Source organism: Streptomyces yangpuensis, assembly GCF_001005295.1.
GTDB lineage: Bacteria > Actinomycetota > Actinomycetes > Streptomycetales > Streptomycetaceae > Streptomyces > Streptomyces yangpuensis.
Map to the genome: position 1 here is coordinate 1,339,603 of NZ_LBMK01000002.1, position 20,418 is coordinate 1,360,020.

At 75.3% G+C, this 20,418-nt stretch carries 10 protein-coding genes; all 10 read left to right on the top strand.

What is annotated here, in order from left to right; all coding sequences use genetic code 11:
- Positions 1-111 precede the first annotated feature (111 nt).
- Entirely contained in the window at positions 112-1,350 is a 1,239-nt protein-coding gene (locus tag AAT21_RS11375; RefSeq protein WP_046776520.1) for a helix-turn-helix domain-containing protein, read from the top strand.
- A 245-nt stretch (positions 1,351-1,595) separates the two neighbouring features.
- Positions 1,596-2,090 (top strand): cobalamin B12-binding domain-containing protein, encoded by a 495-nt coding sequence (locus AAT21_RS11380; RefSeq protein ID WP_046776521.1) that lies wholly within the window; start codon positions 1,596-1,598, stop codon positions 2,088-2,090.
- 83 nt (positions 2,091-2,173) lie between these two features.
- Positions 2,174-3,709 (top strand): methylaspartate mutase, encoded by a 1,536-nt coding sequence (locus AAT21_RS11385; RefSeq protein WP_063838084.1) that lies wholly within the window; start codon positions 2,174-2,176, stop codon positions 3,707-3,709.
- Positions 3,706-4,710: an asparagine synthetase A gene (locus tag AAT21_RS11390; protein WP_046776522.1), complete on the top strand. Its 1,005-nt coding sequence runs from the start codon at positions 3,706-3,708 to the stop codon at positions 4,708-4,710. Before AAT21_RS11385 ends, AAT21_RS11390 begins: the two co-directional genes overlap by 4 nt.
- Positions 4,707-5,993, top strand: coding sequence for a glutamate synthase-related protein (locus AAT21_RS11395; protein WP_046776523.1), 1,287 nt, complete (start codon positions 4,707-4,709; stop codon positions 5,991-5,993). The genes AAT21_RS11390 and AAT21_RS11395 overlap by 4 nt, the downstream gene beginning before the upstream one ends.
- A 209-nt stretch (positions 5,994-6,202) precedes the next feature.
- Entirely contained in the window at positions 6,203-10,987 is a 4,785-nt protein-coding gene (locus AAT21_RS11400) for a non-ribosomal peptide synthetase (RefSeq protein ID WP_046776524.1), read from the top strand.
- 142 nt (positions 10,988-11,129) lie between these two features.
- Positions 11,130-15,737, top strand: coding sequence for a non-ribosomal peptide synthetase (locus AAT21_RS11405; RefSeq protein WP_052757709.1), 4,608 nt, complete (start codon positions 11,130-11,132; stop codon positions 15,735-15,737).
- Between the two features lie 711 nt (positions 15,738-16,448).
- On the top strand, positions 16,449-18,242 hold the full coding sequence (locus AAT21_RS11410) for a non-ribosomal peptide synthetase (protein WP_046776525.1): 1,794 nt from the start codon (positions 16,449-16,451) through the stop codon (positions 18,240-18,242).
- Positions 18,239-19,078 (top strand): thioesterase II family protein, encoded by an 840-nt coding sequence (locus AAT21_RS11415; RefSeq protein ID WP_235438740.1) that lies wholly within the window; start codon positions 18,239-18,241, stop codon positions 19,076-19,078. Before AAT21_RS11410 ends, AAT21_RS11415 begins: the two co-directional genes overlap by 4 nt.
- Positions 19,072-20,310, top strand: a complete 1,239-nt coding sequence (locus AAT21_RS11420; protein ID WP_235438741.1) for a cytochrome P450 — start codon at positions 19,072-19,074, stop codon at positions 20,308-20,310. The genes AAT21_RS11415 and AAT21_RS11420 overlap by 7 nt, the downstream gene beginning before the upstream one ends.
- The last annotated feature ends 108 nt before the right edge of the window (positions 20,311-20,418 follow it).

Here is a 20,418-nt window from a genome sequence, read left to right on the forward strand (position 1 = left end):
GGGAGCACGGCTCGACGGTCACCACCGCTCGCAGCCGTCCCCGGCGGGCCGCAGGGTCTCCGGGCCCCTCGGTCCCCGGTACTTGGCCAACCCACGGAAGGTGGACTAGTCATGCACGGTGTTACCTCGCCGCAGTCGACGACGGGCTTCGGAGAGCTGCTCAGGGTCCGGCGCGAACGCGTCGGCCTGACCCAGCAGGTGCTCGCCGATCACGCGACCCTGAGCGTCCGCGCGATCCGGGACATGGAGAGCGGGCGGGTGCAGCGCCCCCGGCAGGAGACGGTCCGTCTGCTGGCCGACGCCCTGCGCCTGGAGGGGCGGCACCGGTCGAGCTTCGAGGCGGCGGCCCGCCGGCAGGCGCTCGGCGACGAGCCGCGCGACGAACCGACCGCCCCGCCCGTCGCCCGCGGTGCCATCGTCGGCCGGGAGCTGGAGGTCGAGGTGCTGACCGACGCGCTCGCCGTGCACGGCGACCGGCTGGTCACCGTCGCCGGCCTCGGCGGGGTCGGCAAGACCCGGCTGGTCCTGGAGGTCGCGAGACGGCTGCACCTCGCCTCGCGGTGGTCGGTGCACTGGATCGACTGCGGCCGGCAGTCGGTCGCCGGACTGGCCCGGACGATCGGGGACCGGCCCACCCTGCTGGTACTGGACGGGGCCGACGCCGGTGTGGACACCGCCCTGCTGGACGAGCTGTTCCACCGCTGCCCCGGCCTGCGGGTGCTGATCACCGCCCGGATGCCGCAGCCGCTGTCCGGCGGGCAGGTGATCCCGCTCGCCCCGCTGCCCACCCCCGGGCCTGAACTCGACCACGACCCGGTGGCCTTGGCCGAGGTGGGCGCGGTACGGCTGCTGCTCTCGCACCTGCGCCGGCTCCGGCCCGGGTTCCGGCTGGAGCCCGAGGAGGCGCCGGCCGTGGCCTCGATCTGCCGCCAGCTCGACGGGCTGCCCGGGGCGTTGGAGCTCGTGGCGGGCTGGTCGACGGTGCTCTCCCCGCGCCAGCTGGTGGCGCGGCTGACGGACGGCCCGTTCCATCTGGCGCCGCCCCCGGCCGGGTTCGGCGGGCGGGCGGACGTCGGGGCGGCCCTCGGGGCCGCGCTGGACCGGCTGACGCTCGGCCGGCGGGACCTGCTGGAGCGGCTCGCGGCCGTACCGGGGGACTGGTCGGGGGAGGACGCCGTCGCGCTGAGCGGCCGGCCGCCGCAGGAATGCCTCGCGGCGGTGCACGAACTGCTGGCCAGCGGACTGATCCGCAGCGTCCCGGCCCGCGACGGCGTCCGGTTCACCGTGCTGAACCTCTGCCGGCGGCTGTGCGGGACCGGCGCGTACGCGGAGCTGGCGGCGGCCGGCTGAGGACCGTCCGGAGGCCGCGCCCCACGGAGCCGTCTCCACGACCCGCTCCACCGCTCCACCACTGCACCGTTCCGCCGCTCCGGCCTGCGCCGATACTGCCCGCATCCTGCCGGGTGAGCTGCCGGTCCGGTGCCCGGAACCTCCCTAGCGTTCTGTCCACGGCCGGGCGAGCCCGCCCCCGGACACCGGAGTCCCCGCCCCTGGCCGGGGCTCCCCACCACCTACCGACACAGAGGGTTTGCGCCGTGGAGCAGCATGCCGTGGAGCAGCACGGAAAGGCCGAGCCGACCGGTCTGGACGTCATCGTGACGACCATGGCCTCGGACTCGCACACCTGGAACCTGGTCTTCCTCCAGCTGCTGCTGGAAGAACTCGGGCACCGGGTCACCAACCTGGGCGCGTGCGTGCCCGACGAGCTGCTGGTCGCCGAGTGCTGCCGGATCGAGCCCGACCTCATCGTCCTGAGCAGTGTCAACGGGCACGGCTTCCACGACGGGCTGCGGGTGGTCGAGGCGCTGCGCGCCTGCCCCGAACTGGCCGGCACCCCCACCGTGATCGGCGGGAAGCTCGGGATCTCCGGCTCCGGCACTCCGGCCCGGCAGCGGGCGCTGCTGACGGCGGGCTTCGACGGGGTCTTCGAGGAGGGCGGCTCGGTGCTGGACTTCCAGTCCTTCGTCGGTTCGCTGCCCGCCGGATCCGGGTCGCGCGCCCTGACCGCCGGTTCGGGGGTGCTGCTGTGACCGGTGGCCCCGCGGGCGCCGCGCCGCCCGCTCCCACGATCCTCCCAGGCGGGCTTCCGGCCGGGCTCCCGGGTGCCGGCGCCGTGCCTGCTTCCGGTTTCGGCGCCTTCGTCGCCCGGGCCCGCGCGGCCGGCGTCCTGGTGGTCCAGCCCCGGATGGGCATGGCCGATCCGCTGCGGATGCGCGACGGCCTGCGGGCCACCCGGGACGCGGACGCCGTCACCGTCGGCACCGTCACGCTCGACAGCTACACCCGCACCGGCGACCTCGACGCCGCCCGGCGCGCGCTCGCCGAGGGCGTCGGCCTCAACGGGTACCCGATCGCCACCCATTGCGCCGACACCACCCGTACGGTCCTGCAGGGCGTGATGGACGCCCGCTTCCCGGTGCAGGTCCGGCACGGTTCGGCGATGCCCGAGCACATCGTCCGCGCACTGCTGGCGGTCGGCCTGGACGCCACCGAGGGCGGCCCGGTCTCGTACTGCCTGCCGTACAGCCGTACCCCGCTGCGCGAGGCGGTCACCGCCTGGCGGCGGAGCTGCGAACTGCTCGCCTCGATGCGGGAGTACGGATCCGAGCCGCATCTGGAGACCTTCGGCGGCTGCCTGATGGGGCAGCTGTGTCCGCCGAGCCTGCTGATCGCGGTGAGCGTGCTGGAGGCGCTGTTCTTCCGGCAGCACGGGCTGACCTCCGTCTCGCTCAGCTACGCCCAGCAGGCCGATCCGCGCCAGGACGAGGAGGCACTCACCGTCCTCGCCCGGCTGGCCGGTGAACTGCTGCCCGACGTCGACCACCACGTCGTGCTCTACGCCTACATGGGTGTCTTCCCGCGCTCGCCCGGCGGGGCCCGGCTGCTGCTGGAGGACGCGGCCCGGCTGGCGGTACGGGCCGGCGCCGCACGGCTGATCGTCAAGACCACCGCCGAGGCGCACCGGATACCGACCGTGGGGGAGAACGTCCGGGCGCTGGAGACGGCCGCCGCGGCCGCGGCCGACGAGCGGGCCCGTCCGGCGCTGAGCGCCGTGCCGAGGGCCTGCGGGCCCGGCACCGCTGCCACGGCCGCTGCCACGGCCGCTGCCACGGCCGCTGCCACGGCCGCCACCACGGCCGCCGCCACGGCCGTGGCCGTCGTGCCCGACACCGGTATCGAGGCGGAGGCGCGGGCGCTGATCGGCGCCGTGCTGGAGCTGGACACGGACGTCGGCCGGGCGCTGGTCAGGGCCTTCGCCGCCGGCTATCTGGACGTTCCCTACTGCCTGCACCCCGACAACGCCGGCCGTGCCCGGACCTCGCTGGCGCCCGACGGCCGCCTGCTCTGGTCGAGCGTCGGCTCGATGCCGATCGCCGGCCTCGCGGCCGACGGCCCGCGTCCGCCGATCCTCGGCTCGGCCGGGCTGATCTCGGCGCTGTCCCACGTGCAGCGGACCTACGACGACCGCGCCGCCGACCCGTCCGCGCCCACCGCGACCGCCGAGGTCACCGCGGCCGCCTGCCCGCCACGCCCGCACCTACCTCAATGCCGGACGGACCCGCCACGCCCGCCCGAACCGCCACGCACACCCGTTCCGCCCCGCACGACGTCCACGCCACGACGAGAGTTGGGACCGACCACACCATGACCACCGACGGGCACACGGCCCCCGCCGCACCGATCCCGGACCCTGGACGCCATCTGACCACCCCGACCACCCGCAGCGCGCTCCGGATCCAGCATCAGCTCCTCTTCGCCGCCCGTGAGTTCCTGCGCGGACGGGGCTTCACCGAGCTGCTCCCGCCCGTCATCGGGCCGGTCACCGACCCCGGCTCGCGCGGCTCCAAGCAGGTCGACGTCGACTTCTACGGTCACCGCTACAAGCTGATGACGAGCGCCATCCTCTACAAGCAGGCTTCGCTGCTGGCCTTCGACAAGATCTTCTGCATCGCGCCCAACGTCCGGCTGGAGCCGCTGGAGACCGCCGGCACCAGCCGCCACCTGGCCGAGTTCCACCAGCTCGACGTGGAGGTCGCGGGAGCGAGCAGGGACGACGTCGTGCAGCTCGTCGAGGAGCTCGTGGTGCACATGGTCGACAGTGCGGTCCGGGAACTGCCCAAGGAGTTCGCCGAACTCGGCCGGGACACCGGCGCGTTCACCGAGCTGCTGAAGGGATCCTTCGGCCGGATGCGGCACGCCGAGGCCGTCACCGAGCTCCGGCGGCTCGGCCACCCGCAGAGCCCCGACGCCGAACTCGACTGGGACGGCGAGGCGCTGCTCTCCGCCCAGCGGGACCGGCCGTTCTTCGTCACCGACTACCCCAAGGGTTCGCGCGGCTTCTACGACCGGGAGTGCCCCGAACAGCCGGGCCTGTTGCGCAACTTCGACCTGATCGCCGCCGAGGGCTACGGCGAACTGTGCAGCGGCAGCCAGCGCACCAACGACTACGCGGAGATCGTCACCCGGATGCGGGAGACCGGCGAGAACCCGCAGAAGTACCGCTGGTACCTCGACCTGGTCCGCGAGGGCGTGCCCGGCAGCGCGGGCTTCGGCATCGGCGTCGAGCGGCTGACCCGCTACGTCGCCGGGCTGGACGGGGTCTGGCAGGCCAGCGCGTTCCCGAAGCTGGCCGGGGTGGTGTCGCCGTGAGCGACCTCACCGCCCCCGGCTTCCCCGAGGAGGAGGTCCGGCGGCGCGCCCGGGCCGGCGCGGCGGCGGCCTTCCCGCCGCCCGGCGAGTACGGCCGGGTCCTGTTCGGCGCGGGGGACGGCGCGGAGCAGGGCGGCGGCCCGCGGCCGTACGGTGGACGCGACCCGCTCGACGCGCTGCGGATCACCCCGCCGGTCCTGATGCCGCAGCGGCTCGCCCGGCTCATCGACCTCGGCCGCGAGCCCGGCCACCGGGACGTGGACCTGACGACCGCCCTGGGCGGCTTCACCTCCGCCCTGCCGGTGTACGTGTCGGCGCTCGGCTCCACCCGGGCGGCCGGCGGCGACCTCGGCCTTGCGCTCAGCAGGCAGGCGGGCGCGCTCGGCCTGCCCATGGTGATCGGCGAGAACGTCGTCCCCGTCAACGGCTACGGCAGACAGGGCGAGGCGGCGGACCGGGCCCTCCTCGGCCGCCTCCGCGCCTATGCGGAGGAGCTGCCGGACGGGCGGGGCGGGGTCGCGGTCCAGCAGTCCACCGAGGATGCCGACGCCGAGGTGTGGAACCTCGTGTACAGCGACCCGGCGGCCCTGCCGCTCCTCGCCTCCGGGCGGCTGGCCTTCGAGCTGAAGCTCGGACAGGGGGCCAAACCCGGCCTCGGCGGCATGACCGTCCTGGACGCCGAGGCGGCCGCCCGGGTCGGTGACCGCTACGGGCTCGACGACGTGTTCGGCGACGGCCGGGTGCTGCGCTCCAGCACCCCCGGCACCTTCACGGCGGAGATCCTGCGCCAGCAGATCCGGCTGATGCGCAACAACTTCCCCCGGGCCCGGGTCTGGGTGAAGCTCCACCCGGGCCGGGACGTCGCCGAGGCCGCCCGGGTGGCGGCCGAGGCGGGCGCGGACGCCGTCACCGTGGACGGCGCCGAGGGCGGCACCGGATGGGCGCCGGAGGCGTTCCCGGCCCAGGTCGGCCTGCCGCTCGCGGAGTGCCTGCGCCGGATCGCCGCCGCCGGGCCACCGCCGTGCCTGCTGGTCTCCGGACGGATGTGGGAGGGCGGCCGGGCGGTGAAGAGTCTGGCGCTCGGCGCCCGCGCGGTGGGCCTGGGCCGGGCGGCGCTGCTCGCGACGGCCGAGGACCCGCAGGCCGGACTGATCCGCTTCGCGGAATGCCTCGCGCTCGAACTGCGCATGCTGATCAGCGCACTCGGGAAATACACGCCGGAGGCGCTGGACCGAGACGACGTATGGTCCCCGGATTTTCCCGGTATTCCCGCCGCCGGATAATCGAGAAGGATTTTCCCGTAGCCCGCCGAGGCGCCCCCGAGCGCCTCGGCGGGCCGTCCTGTCTGCGCATTCGATGCCTGACGACCCTGTTGGTGAGCGGCAGTTGAAACTGCCGATGGCCTTCCGGGCAATCTGCCGATCGGCCCGGAAACGCGGCCCTATCGTCGAGATCACTGCCCGCAGCGTCGTTAATTCATCGGGGTTGGATGATGGAATCTCGCGGTTTTCCCTTCATATCCGTCGCACGCCGGTTCCCGGACCGTCCGGCCCTGAGGCTCGGCGCCCGGACCGTCACCTACCGGGAACTGGACGAACTGAGCGGCGCCCTCGCCACCCGCATCGCCGCCCGGATCGCCCCCGGCGCGACGGTGGCCGTCACCGGCCGGGACCGGCTCGACCATGTGGTCGGCCTGCTCGCCGCACTCCGGGCCGGCGCGACGTACCTCCCCCTGGACCGGGAGGCGCCCGAGGAGCGCAACCGCTGGATCCGCAACGACGCGGGTGCCGCCCTCGCCTGCAGCGACGGTGAACTGACCGGGCCCGAAGGCCCGGCCGGAGCCGCGGGCGATCCCGGCACCGGGCGGGACGGCGGACCGGGCTCCGCCGCGGGCTACCTCATCTACACCTCCGGCACCACCGGCCACCCCAAGGGGGTGCACGTCCCGCTCGCCGCGCTGACCGCCCACGTGGCAGCCGCCGTCGAATGCTTCGGCCTCACCGAGGACGACGTGGTGCTGCACTTCGCCCGCCCCACCGTGGACGTTGCCGTCGAACAGGTGCTCACCGCCCTCTCGGCCGGCGCCTGCCTCGTCGTACCGGAGCAGCAGCTCCTGGCCCCCGCCGCCCTGCTGGAGCTGCTGGACACCGAAGCCGTCACCGTGGCCAATCTCGCGGCCGGCTACTTCCAGGAGGTGGTGGCCGCCCTGCGCGAGGACGTCCGGCCTCCGCGCGCCCTGCGCCTGATGATCTCCGGTAGCGACCGCCTCCACCCGGACGCCGCGGCCCGCTGGCGGACCGCCACCGGGGTACCGCTGCTCAACGCCTACGGGCCGACCGAGACCGTCGTCACCGCCACCGTCCACGAGCCGGCCGGTCCGGACGCCGACGAGGCCCACACCGTTCCCATCGGCCGGCCGCTCCCCGGACGCCGTGCGTACGTGCTGGACGACCGGCTGCGGCCGGTGGCACCCGGCACGTCCGGCGAGCTGTACCTCGGCGGGCCCGTGCTGGCCTCCGGCTACCACGGCCGCCCGGGCCCGACCGCGGGCCGGTTCGTCGCGGACCCCTTCGCGCCCGAGCCGGGCGCCCGGATGTACCGCACCGGTGACCTCGTCCGGCGCTCCGGCGCCTACGCCCCGCTGGAGTTCGTCGGCCGTACGGACCACCAGGTGAAGATCCGCGGCTACCGCGTCGAGCCCGGCGAGATCGAGCAGGCCCTGGCCGGCCACCCGGACGTCGCCGCGGCCGTCGTGGTGGCGCACGAGGGCCGGCTCGCCGCGTACGTGACCGGCTCAGGCGCCGCCGTGGACGCCCCCGACCCCGCCGGGCTCCGCGCCCACCTGGCCGAGCGGCTCCCCGAGCACATGGTCCCCGCGACCGTCACCCCGCTCGATGCCTTCCCGCTGACCGCCGGCGGCAAGGTGGACCGGGCGGCGCTGCCCGAGCCCCAGGCAGAGCCCGCCGCGCCGGCTGCCGGCCGCCGCCCGCCCCGTACCCCCGCCGAACAGCTCATCGCCGCCGTCTGGTCCGACGTGCTCGGGGTGCCCGAGGTCGGCGCCGACGACAACTTCTTCCACCTGGGCGGGGACTCCCTCACCGCCGTACGCGTGGTCGGCCGCGTCTTCGACGTGTTCGGCATGATCTCCCCGTACACCATCTTCGACGCGCCGACCCTCGGCGAGTTCGCCGCCGCGGTCACCGCCGCCTCCGACGACGGCGAGCGCCCGGCCCTGGAGCGGACCGGCGCCGACGAGGCGCCGCTCGCGAACTTCCAGCGCGGCCTGTGGTTCCTGGACCAGTGGAACCCGGGCTCGCCCACCTACATCGTGCCCTGGGTGTTCCGCTTCGCCGGGCCGGTCGACGCCGAGCTGCTCCGGCAGGCCCTGACCGGCGTGACCGACCGGCACGAGGCCCTGCGCACCACCTTCGAGCTGGGCGAGGACGGGCCCCGGCAGGTGGTCCACCCCTCGGTCGAGCTGCCGTTCACCGTCGTGGAGACCACCACCGCCGCGGTCGACGGCCTGCTCGCCGAGGCCGCACTGGTGCCCTTCGACCTGGAGACCGGCCCGCTCGTCCGCGCCCACCTCTACCGCACGGGTGAGACGTCCACCCTGCTGCTGCTCTGCCACCACATCGTCTGGGACGAGGGCTCGCTCCCCGTCCTGGAGGCCGAACTGGCCGCCCTGTACGACTCCCTGGCCACCGGCCGGCCCCCCGGCCTCCCCGAACTCGCCGTCCAGTACACCGACTACAGCACCTGGCAGAGCCGGGACGACACCGCCGCGCGGCAACTCGGCCACTGGCGCGAGCACCTGCGCGATGCCCCCACCGAGCCTCTCCTCCCCACCGACCGGCCCCGCCCCGAACTCCAGTCGTTCCGCGGCGCGTTCCACCGCTTCGCGATGCCCCGGCCGGTCGCCGAGGCGGTCCGGGCACTGGCCCGCAGCGAGGACGCGACCCCGTTCATGGTGCTGCTCGCCGGTCTCGCCCTCACCCTCCACCGGCGCACCGGCCGGCGCGATCTGGTGCTCGGCTCTCCGGTGAGCGTCCGCGGCCGGGCCGAACTCGACGCGCTGATCGGCTACTTCGTCAACCTGCTGCCCCTGCGCGTCCGGCTCGACGAGGGCATGGACTTCCGCGACCTCGTCCGGCACGTCCGCGAGGTGGCGATCGACGGCTACCGCCACCAGGAGGCACCGTTCGACGCCATCGCCGGGGCCGTCATGGAGGAGCGTCCCGACGACCGGACCGAGGACCGCAACCCGCTCTGCCAGGTCCTCCTGGAACTGCACCCGCTGGACGACCGCCCGCTGACCATCGGCGGCACCCGGGTCACCCGCGAGCTGCACTCCAACCCGGTCTCCCGCTTCGACCTGTCGATCTCCGTCGACGACCGGGGTACCGACTTCACCGGCCGCTTCGAGTACGACTCCGACCTGTTCGACGCCGCCACCATGGCCGAACTGTGCGAGGCCTGGCTCGGCACCCTCGCCACCGCCGTCGAGGCCCCCGTGCACACGCTCTTCGAGGACCGCGCCGCCCGCGACCCGCATGCCCCCGCCCTGCTCTGCGGCGAGGCACGCCTCGACTACGGCACCCTGAACGAGCGCGCCAACCGCCTCGCCCACCACCTCGGGGCCTCGGGCATCGGCCGCGGCGACACCGTCGCCGTCCTGGTCGAACGCGGACCGGACCTGGTGGTCGCGCTGCTCGCCGCACTGAAGGCCGGGGCCGCCTACACCCTGCTCGACCCGGACTTCCCGGCCGAGCGGCTGGCCGGCGCGGTCGCCGACTGCGGCGCCGCCCTGCTGGTCACCCACCGCCGCGCGAGCCCGCCGTTCCCCGTCGCCGGCCACCTCGACCTGGACGCCGCGGCCGCCGCCGTCGCGTCCCGCCCCGGCCACGACCCGGGCCTGCCCGTCACCGGCACGGACCTCGCCTGCGTGATGTTCACCTCCGGCTCCACCGGCCGTCCCAAGGGCGTCGCCGTCCCGCACCGCGCCCTCACCACCACCTACCTCGGCCAGGAATACGCCCGCTTCGGCCCCGACGAGGTGTGGCTGCAGTGCTCCCCGGTCTCCTGGGACGCCTTCGCCCTGGAGCTGTACGGCGCGCTCGCCTTCGGCGGGGTGTGCGTGCTCCAGCCCGGACAGCGGCCCGACCCGCAGGCCGTCGCCGAACTCACCCGTCGTCACGGCGTCACCCAGCTTCAGCTCTCCGCCAGCCTGTTCAACTTCCTGCTGGAGGAGTTCCCGGAGACGTACGACGGCCTCAAGGTGGCCTTCACCGCCGGGGAGCGGGCATCCGTCACCCACGTCGGGAAGGCCCTCGACCAGTACCCGGACCTGGTCGTCGCCAACGGCTACGGCCCGGTCGAGTCCCTCGGGCTCACCACCTGCCACCGCGCGACGCCGCAGGACGCCGCAGGAGCCTCCATCCCGATCGGCCACCCGCTGCACGGCAAGGCCGTCCACGTCCTCGACGAGCGGCTGCGGCCCGTCCCCGACGGCACCACCGGCGAGCTGTACGCGGCCGGTGGCGGGCTCGCCCTCGGCTACGTCGGCCGGCCCGGGCTGACCGCCGAGCGGTTCGTCGCGTCCCCGTTCGGGGCGCCCGGCGAACGCCTCTACCGCACCGGCGACCTCGGCCACCGGACGGAAGAGGGGGTGCTGGAGATCACCGGCCGGATCGACGACCAGGTGAAGATCCGCGGCTTCCGTATCGAGCCCGGCGAGATCGAGGACGCGCTCACCCGCCACCCGTCGGTGGGGGAGGCGGCCGTCACCGTGCACGAGCCGGCCCCCGGCGACCGTCGAATCGCCGCGTACGTCACCGCCGTCGCCGCTGCGGGCGCTGCGGGCGGTGCGCAGGCGCCCGACCCGGACGCGCTGCTCGACCACCTGGCGGGGCTGCTGCCCGACCACATGGTGCCGGCCACGCTCGACGTGCTGGACGCGCTGCCGCTCAACCAGAACGGCAAGGTCGACCGCCGGGCCCTGCCCGCCCCGGCCGAACGCCGAGACGCCGCCCCGGCCGCCCATGCCGACCCGCTGAGCCGGGACCAGCGGCTGGTTGCCGACGCCGTGCGCGAGGTACTGAAACTGGCCGACGACCTCGGCCCGGACGCCGACTTCTTCCGGATCGGCGGCAACTCGCTGGCCGCCGTACGGGTCGCCATGCGGCTCTCCCAGCAGACCGGCACCCGGGTCCCGCCGCAGGCGGTCTTCCGCGGCCGGACCGTCGCCGCCATCGCCGAACGGCTGTCCGCGCGATGACACCGCACCCGGCCCGCCGGCCCGTCCGCCGCCTCGTCAGCCGGCCTGGGATCCGGCCCGTCCGCCGCGCCGTCAGCCGACCCGTCGACCCGCCCGCCAGCCCGCCTTTCCGACCGCCCGTCCGACCGAAGGGAACGAGGCCGTGAGCCCGTCCGCCGACCAGCCCGCCGCGCCGCCGCCCCACCCGCCCAACACCCCCGATTCCCTGCCCCTTCCGGCACCCGCCGAAGAGGCCGCCCCCGCACCCGTGGGCGAGGCCGGCCCCGTACCCGCCGGGGAGGCCCCGGCCGGGGCCGTCGGTGCGTTGCGTACCGCCCCGGTCACCGGGCTCCAGCGCGGACTCTGGTTCCTCGACCGGTGGAACCCGCAGGCCGCCACCTACACCACGCCCTGGACGTACGACGTCACCGGCACGCTCGACCTCGCACTGCTCCAGCGGGCCCTGGACGGCGTCACCGCCCGGCACGAGGCGCTGCGCACCACCTTCGCCCTGCACCCCGACGGCCCCCGCCAGCACGTCCACCCCGCGCTCGCCGTGCCCCTCGCCGTCACCGACCTTCGCGCGCTGCCCGAGGAACAACGGGCCGACCGGGCCGGGGAACTGATCGCCGAGCGGGCCGTCGAGCCGTTCGACCTGGCCACCGGGCCCCTGCTGCGCGCAGAGGCGTTCCGGCTCGCCGACGACCGCACCACGCTCCTGTTCGTGGTCCACCACATCGTCTGGGACGGCTGGTCGGCCGAGCTCTTCGACCACGAACTCGCCGAACTGTACTCCGCGTTCACAGAGCACCGGCCGCCCGTGCTGCCGGCGCTCACCACCCAGTACGCCGACTGGGCCGAGGAGGAACAGCACACCTCCTACGAGGAGCACCTCGCCCACTGGAAGCAGACCCTCGACGGCGCCCCCACCCTCCTGGAGCTGCCCGGCGACCGGCCCCGGCCCGCCGAGTGCAGCCGGTGCGGCGCCACCGAGCCGTTCGACCTCGCCCCCGGCGCCGCCGCCCGGGTCCGGGCGCTCGCCGAGCAGGAGGGCGTCACTCCGTACACCGTCCAACTCGCAGCCTTCGCGATCCTGATGGGCCGCTGGACCGGGCGTGACGACCTGCTCGTCGGCACCCCCGTCACCACCCGCAACCGACCCGAACTCGCCGATCTCCTCGGGTACTTCGTCAACCTGCTGCCGCTGCGCGTCCGGCTCGCCCTCGACGCCACCTTCCGCGGACTGCTCGCCGACCTCCAGGACGGCGCCTTCGACGCCTTCGGCTACCTCGACGTCCCCTTCGACCAGCTGGTCGACCTGGCCGGCGCCACCCGTACCCCGCAGCACCCGCCCCTGGTCCAGGTGGTGTTCGGTGCCCACACCGAGGACCCCGTGCCCCTGGCGCTCGGCTCCGGGGTCACCGCTCGCCGCACCGTCCGCTCCAACGGCACAGCCAAGTTCGACCTCACCTGGTCCGTCTTCGAGGACACCGCCGACGGGAACCTGCGCGGCGAAGCCGAGTACAGCACCGACCTGTTCGACGCCGGCACCGTACGCCGCCTCGCCGCCGACTACGCGGGCCTTCTGGACGCCGCCCTCGCCGACCCGGATGCCACCGTGCTCCGGCTCACCTCCGCCGGGCAGCCGCACCGCCCCGCGCGGCTCGAACCGGGCCACTGCCTGCACCACCTCTTCGAGCGCGCCGCCGACGCCTACGGGGACCGGCCCGCCGTGAGTGACCCGTACGGCACCCTCGACTACGCCGAACTCGACCGCCGCGCCAACCGGCTGGCCCACACCCTGCTGGCCCGCGGGGTCCGCCCCGGCGACCGCGTCGGACTGCTGCTGGAGCGCACCGCCGCCGTCCCCGCCGCGATCCTGGCCGTCCTCAAGACGGGCGCCGCCTACGTACCGGTCGACCTGGCGGCCCCGGCCGACCGGGCGGCCCTGGTCTTCGGCGACACCGCCGTCACCCTCGTCCTCACCGACCGGCCCGACCGCGCCCCCGACGGCCCGTGGCAGACCCTCGACCTCGCCGCGGACGCCGAGGAGATCGCCGCCGCCCCTGCCGTCCGGCCCCCCGCCGCCGGCCGCCCCGGCGACATCGCCTACCTCATCTTCACCTCCGGCTCCACCGGCCGCCCCAAGGGCGTCGCCGTCGCCCACGAGCACGTCAGCCGGCTCCTCGACTCCGGCCGCGGCCCCTTCGGCTTCGGCCCGGACACCGTCTGGACGCTCTTCCACAGCTACGCCTTCGACTGGACGGTGTGGGAGCTGTGGGGCGCCCTGCTGCACGGCGGCCGCCTGGTCGTCGTACCGCACCTCACCAGCCGTTCGCCCGACGAGTTCGCCGCCCTCCTCGACGAGGAACGCGTCACCCATCTCTGCCTCACGCCCTCCGCGCTGCGCCAGCTCGAACCGGCGCTGCGCCGCCGCCCGCGAGCCCTGCCCGCCCTGCGGTGGATCATGCTCGGCGGCGAGGCGCTCGACCCCGGAGTGGTCCAGCGCTGGCACGACCTCGACCCGCTGCCGCCCGCCCGGCTCTGCAACCTCTACGGCATCACCGAGACCACCGTGCATGTCACGACGCACGACATAGCCGCGGGCGGCGCGGGCGGCGGGGGCTTCGAACGCAGCTTCGTCGGCGAACCGATGCCGCACCTCACCGCGCTCGTCCTGGACGACTGGCTGCGCCCCAGCCTCCCCGGGGTACCCGGCGAGCTGTACATCGGCGGCGGCAGCCTCGCGCACGGCTACTGGGGCCGCCCCGGCCTGACCGCCGGCCGCTTCGTGGCGGACCCGTACGGCCCGCCCGGCGCCCGGCTCTACCGGACCGGGGACGTCGCCAGGCGACTGCCGGACGGCGGGCTGGAGTACGTCGGCCGGGCGGACTTCCAGGTGAAGCTGCGCGGCTTCCGGATCGAACTCGGCGAGATCGAGAACGCCGTCGCCGCGCACCCCGAGGTGGACGCCTGCGTCGTCACCGTGCACGACGACCGGCTCGCCGCGTACGTCACCGGCCGCTCCCCGGCCGAGCCCGCGGACCTGCGGGCCTTCCTGGGCCGCTCGCTGCCCGAGTACATGATCCCGGCGAGCGTCACCGTCCTGGACGCGCTGCCGCTCACCGTCAACGGCAAGGTCGACCGGGCGGCGCTGCCCGACCCCGACCGGACCGTGCCCGGGGCGGCGGCCGGGGCGCACGTCGAGCCGCGCACACCGGAGGAGGAACTGTTCGCCGGTGTCTGGACGCAGGTGCTCGGGGTCGGCGGGATCGGCGTCCACGACGACTTCTTCCACCTCGGCGGGGACTCCATCCGTGCCGTCCAGCTGGCCGGCGCCCTGCACGACCGCGGCTGGCAGGTCACCCTGCGGGACGTCTTCGACGCGCCGACCGTCGCGGCACTGCTGCCGCTGGCCCGCCCGGTGGCCGCGGACCCCGCCGCGGACCGGCCCTTCGCGCTGATCGCCGAGGAGGACCGGGCCGAGCTGCCGCCCGGGATCGTCGACGCCTACCCGATGGTCTCGATGCAGCTGTCCATGGTCTTCCACATGGAGGTCGCCGGCGGCACCGACAGCTACCACAACGTCAACTCCTACCGGATCGCCGGCGACCTCGACGAGGGCGCGCTGCGCCGCTCGGTCGCAGAGGCCATGGCGCGGCACGCCGTCCTGCGCACCGGCCTCGACCTCTCCGGCTACGGCGAACCGCTCCAGCTGGTCCACGGCGCCCTGCCCGTCCCGGTCGAATGCACGGACCTGCGGGGAGCGACGGGCGAGGAACAGGACGACGCGGTCCGTGCGGTCTTCGAGCACCACCGCGACCGGCCCTTCGACCTCGCCGAACCGCCGCTGTTCCGGGTAACCGTCCAGCGGCTGGCCGAGGACGCCTTCCAGCTCACCGTCTCCGAGCACCACGCCATCCTCGACGGCTGGAGCTTCACCTCACTGCTCACCGAGATCCTCGAACGGCACACCGCGCTCGGCGCGGATCCGGCCTCCGCGCCGGCCCCGCCGCCGCGGACCTCCTTCCGGGACTTCGTCGCCGTGGAACGCGAGGCCGCCGCGGATCCGCACTCCCTGGCGTACTGGCGGAGCCGGCTCGACGGCGCCACCGGCCAGCTCTGGCCCGGCAGTGAGGACGTCCACGAACTGCCGCGGACGGTGGAGCGGGTGCTGCCCGACGCCCCCGGGCAACTGCGGGCGGTCGCCGACGCGCTCGCCGTACCGGTCAAGTCGGTCGCGCTCGCCGCCCACCTGTACGCGCTGGCCCGGATCACGGGGCGGCGCCGGGTCACGACCGGGCTGGCGATGAACGGCCGGCTGGAACGGCTGGGCGGGACGGAGGTGTACGGGCTGTTCCTCAACACGGTCCCGCTGGTCGCGGAGCCGGACGAGGACGACCTGGCCGCGCTGGTACGGCACGTGCACCGGGAGGAGATGGACATGATGCCGCACCGGCGGGTGCCGTTCGCCCGGCTGGCGCGGATGATGGCCGACACCGCGCTCGACAGCCAGTTCGGCTACCTGCGGTTCCACGCCCTGGGGCGGCTGAGCGCGGCCCGGATCGAGGACGGCCGGATCGGCTGCGAGCCGACGCTGAGGCACGAGCCCAACAGCTTCGCCTTCGGCGCCTCGCTGATCCAGGACCCGGTGTCGCAGCGCGTCCTGCTCGCCGTGGACCACCAGCGGGCGGTGGTGGACGACGCCACGGCGGACCACTTCATCGACGCCTACACGGAAGCCCTGGCCCGCCTGTCGGCCGAAGCCTGACCCCCGGCTCCGCCGGGCCGGTGTGGCCGGCGGTGGCCGGCCACGGCCCGACCACCGCCGACCGTACGGCGGGCCCTGCGGGGGCGCACCGCCCCGCCGAGGCCGAACGCCCGGTCGGGCCGGCCCCCGCGGGCCGCCGGGCCGGGCGACGCCGACCGGCCCGGCCGGTGTACGCAGCCGCTGCCGGCCGAGCGGCCGGGCCCGCACCTGCCGTCCGCCGGGCTGCCCCGCCTGCGGCGGGCGGCGCCGGATCAGGCCGGGCCCGGCCTCGCAGGGGCGGTCCGGCTCCGCCTCCGACGGGCCCCGGCCGTCGGCCGAACGGCGGGGTGCGATGCCCGTCCCGGGGCGACGCCCCTGACGGTAGGCCGCCACCCGTGGGGGCGGTCCACCGAAGTGCCACAGCCCGCCGCTTCGGCCCGGCGCCCGCAGGGGCGGTCCGGCTCGGCCAGGACGACGGTCCGTCCGGCCAGCGGCCGGTGGCCGCCCGGGCCGGTACGGCAAGCCGCCAGCGGCTGGGGCCGGACGGCCGGTATCCGCACGGGCACCGGCCCATCGGCTCCGCCCGGGCCGGTACGGCGGGGCCGCCGGGCCGCCGGGGCCGTACCGGCGACGCCCGCTGCGGCGGGGGCGCAGGCCCGTCGGCTTCGGCAGGGCCGCCAGGGCCGTGCCGCGTGATCCATCCATTCCGAACCGACGAACCAGGAGTTCCACATGACCACCATCACCGTCGCAGCCGACCTGTTGTCCCGACTGGCGGCCGTCGTCGCCGCGCAGCCCGGGCGGGTCGCCGTGCACGCCGTGGACGGGAGTCTCGACTTTGCCGCGCTGGACCGCCGTACCGCCGGACTGGCCCGGGCCCTGCGCGCGGCCGGGGTGCGGCGTGGGGACCGGGTCGGGGTGCACCTCGCGCGTACCGCCGATCTGCCGGTCGCGTTGCTCGCCGCCTGGCGGGCCGGCGCCGCGTACGTCCCGCTCGACCCCGCCTACCCGGCCGAGCGCATCGCCTTCATGGCTGCCGACGCCCGCCTCGCCGCCGTCGTGAGCGCCGACGCCGAGCCGCCCGTACCGGCCGGCGTGCCGGTGCTCCGCCCCGACGCCCAGGGCACCGAAGGCCCGGCGGAGCCGTTCACCCCGCACCCGCTCGACTCCGCCTACGTCATCTACACCTCCGGCTCCACCGGCCGCCCCAAGGGCGTGGAGGTCCCGCACGGCGCCGTGGCCGGCCTCGCCGCCGCCCTGGAACTCAGCGGCGCCTACCGCCCGGAGCCCGGCGTCGTCGCCTGGAACGCGAGCGTGTCCTTCGACGCCTCCGTCCAGCAGTGGATCCGGATCTGCCGCGGCGACACCCTGGTGGTGATCGACGACACGCAGCGGGCCGAGCCGACCCGCCTCGTACGGCTGCTCGCCGAACACGCCGTCACCGACCTCGACCTGACCCCGTCCCACTGGCAGCTGCTCCGCGAGCCGCTGGCCGGCGCCGGTGCCGGCACCCGCGTCCCGCGGCTGTTCATGGGCGGCGAGCCCGTACCCGCCCGCACCTGGCGCGAACTGGCCGACGCCCGTATCGACGCCCTCAACCTGTACGGGCCCACCGAGTGCACCGTCGACGCGATCACCACCCCGGTCACCGGCCCCGGCCCGCACCTGGGCGAACCGCTGCCCGGCGTACGCGCCTACCTGCTCGACGGCCGCCTCATGCCCGTGACGACGGCCGGCGCGGTCGGCGAGCTGTACCTGGCCGGGCCCGGCCTCGCCCACGGCTACCCGGGCCACCCGGGCCTGACGGCGGGCCGGTTCACGGCGGACCCGTTCGCAACCGAGCCCGGCGCCCGGATGTACCGCACCGGCGACCAGGCGCGCCGCTCCGCCGAGGGTCTCCTGGAGTACGTCGGCCGGGTGGACCGCCAGGTCAAGCTGCGCGGCTTCCGGGTCGAGATCGGCGAGGTCGAGCACGCGCTGGGCGCCCTCGCCGGGGTGACCGCGGCCGCCGTCACGCTGCACGAGGCCGCCCCCGGGGACCACCGGCTCGCCGGTTACGTCACCGGCGCGGCCGTCCGCCCCGCCGACCTGCCGGCCGAGCTGCGCCGTACCCTGCCCGCCCACATGGTCCCGTCCACCGTGACCGTGCTGGACGCCCTGCCTCTCACCCCCAACGGCAAGGTCGACCACAGCGCCCTGCCCGCCCCGGCGGCGGCCGCCACCGACACCGCCGAGCGAACCGCGCCGGGCGGGGTCGACGAGCAGGTCGCCGAGGTCTGGCGCACCGTGCTCGGGGTGCCCGACGTCGAGCAGAGCGACGACTTCCTCTCCCTCGGCGGCCACTCCCTCGCCGCCCTGCGCGTCGTCCACCTGCTGCGACGCAAGCTCGACGTCGAACTCCAGCTCCGCGACCTGCTGGACGCGGCCGACCTGGCCGGTTTCACCGCCGCGGTCCGGCGCGCCGCCGCGGCCGGCCCGGCCGCCGCCCGTCCCACCCTCACCGCCCGCCGCGAGGCCGTCCGATGACCACCGCCACTCCCGCCGCGCGCCCTGCCCGTCCTGGCCGCCCCCGGGTCGAGGGGGACTGGCTGTTCGTCCCCGCTCCCCAGGCCCACCGCCCCATACGGCTGTTCTGCTTCCCGCACGCCGGCGGCGACGCCACCGCCTACACGCCGCTCGCCCGCGCCCTGGCCCCCGCGGCCGAGGTCTGGGCGCTGCGCCCGCCGGCCCGGGGCGGCCGCAGCCGGCACCCGATGCCGCCCGACTTCGACACGCTGGTCACCGCCGTCACCGAGGCACTCACCCCGCATCTGACCGGCGGTGACGGCGGCCGGTTCGCCTTCTACGGCCAGAGCTTCGGCGCGCTGCTGGCCTACGAGGTCGCCCGCGCGCTCCCCGCCGACCACCGTCCCGAGCTGGTGGTCGCCGTGGGGGCGCCCAGCCCCGCCGAGTGGGCCGGGCGCGAGTCCAGGGACCTGGACGCGTCCGAACTCCTACGGCTCACCGGCCTGGAGGAGTCGGTCCAGGGCCATCCGGACCTCGTCGAGCTCGCCCTGCGCGCCATCCGCACCGACCTCGCCGTCAGCGCCACCTACCACCACCGTCCGCACGCGCCGATCGGCTCCGCGATCCACGCCCTGGCCGGCGCGGAGGACCCGATGCTCGCCACCACCGGGCTCACCGGCTGGGCCGCCCACACCCGCGGTGGCTTCGGCCACCGCGTCGTCCCCGGCGGGCACCTGCTCGCCACCGTCGACCGGCCCGGCCCGGCCGACCTCCTGACCTCTCTTCTGACCCCTCGCCCGGCGGACCGCCAGGTGCCCGTCGCGCCCGACCACGTTTCCAGGGAGCAGCCATGCTGACCACCGCCACCGCCACCGCCACCGCCACCGCCACCGCCACCACCCGCACAGCCACCGCCGGTACCGTCGACCTCACCGACCCCGGCCTGTGGGCCCGCCCCGACACCCCGGCCCTGATCGCCGAGCTGCGCCGCGAGGCGCCCGTGCACCGCACCGAGACCGTCGACGACGGACCGGTCTGGTCGGTGCTCACCTACCGGGAGTCGGCGGAGGTACTGCGCAACGCGGCCGTGTTCAGCTCGGAGTCCGGATCGCTGCTCGGCGCGGGCGAGGGCAACGTACCGGTCGGCTCGGGCCGGATGATGGCGCTCACCGACCCGCCCCGCCACCGCGAACTCCGGGCCCCCGCCAACCCGTTCTTCTCCAAGGGCGGGGTGCGCGGCGCCGCCCGGTCGATCACCGAACGGGCCGGCGAGCTCTTCGACCGGGCCGTCGAGCAGGGCGAGGTGGACCTCGTCGACGTGGTCTCCGCCCTCCCCCTCGCCGTCATGTGCGATCTGCTGGACGTCCCGGAGAAGGACCGCGACATGGTGGTCCGGGTCTGCGACGTGGCCTTCCTCGGCCGCACCCCGGAGGAACGCCGGGCCGGGCACCAGAAGCTGATCCCGTACCTGATGCACCAGGTGATGCTGCGCCGCTCCGACCCGCGCGACGACCTGATCTCCATGATGGCCACGTACAAGGTCGGCGGGCGGCTGCTGCCGATCGAGGACGTGGTCCTCAACCTGGACAACATCGTGGTCGGCGGCGTCCAGACCGTCCGCCACACCGCCGCCATGGGCCTGCACACCCTCGTCCGGCGCCCCGACCTGTGGCACAGGCTGCAACGGGGCGAGGTCTCCATGGACTCCGCCGTGGACGAGCTCCTGCGCTGGACCTCCGTGGGCCTCCACACGCTGCGCACCGCCACCCGGGACATCGAGCTGGGCGGCCGCCGGATCCGGCGCGGCGACCGGGTCGCGGTCTGGGTGTGGTCCGCCGACCGGGACCCGGAGGCTTTCGACCGGCCCGAGGAGATCTGGCTCGACCGTTCGCCCAACAAGCACCTCGCGCTGGGCCTGGGCGCCCACTACTGCATCGGCGCGCCGCTGGCCAAGGCCGAGCTGAGCGCGCTGTACACGGCCGCGCTGGAGAAGGCCGCCGTGATCGAGCCGACCGGGCCCGTCACCTACAACCGTTCGATCATCAACTTCGGCCTGGACCACTTCCCCGTCCGGCTCACCCCCCGTTGAGCGGGGATCCGGACCCGGACCCGGACCCGGATCCGGCAGTGCCGCAACTGCCGCTCACCTGCCGGAACTTGTGCCGCTGCGGCCCGGCCGGCGCCCATACCTTCGAAC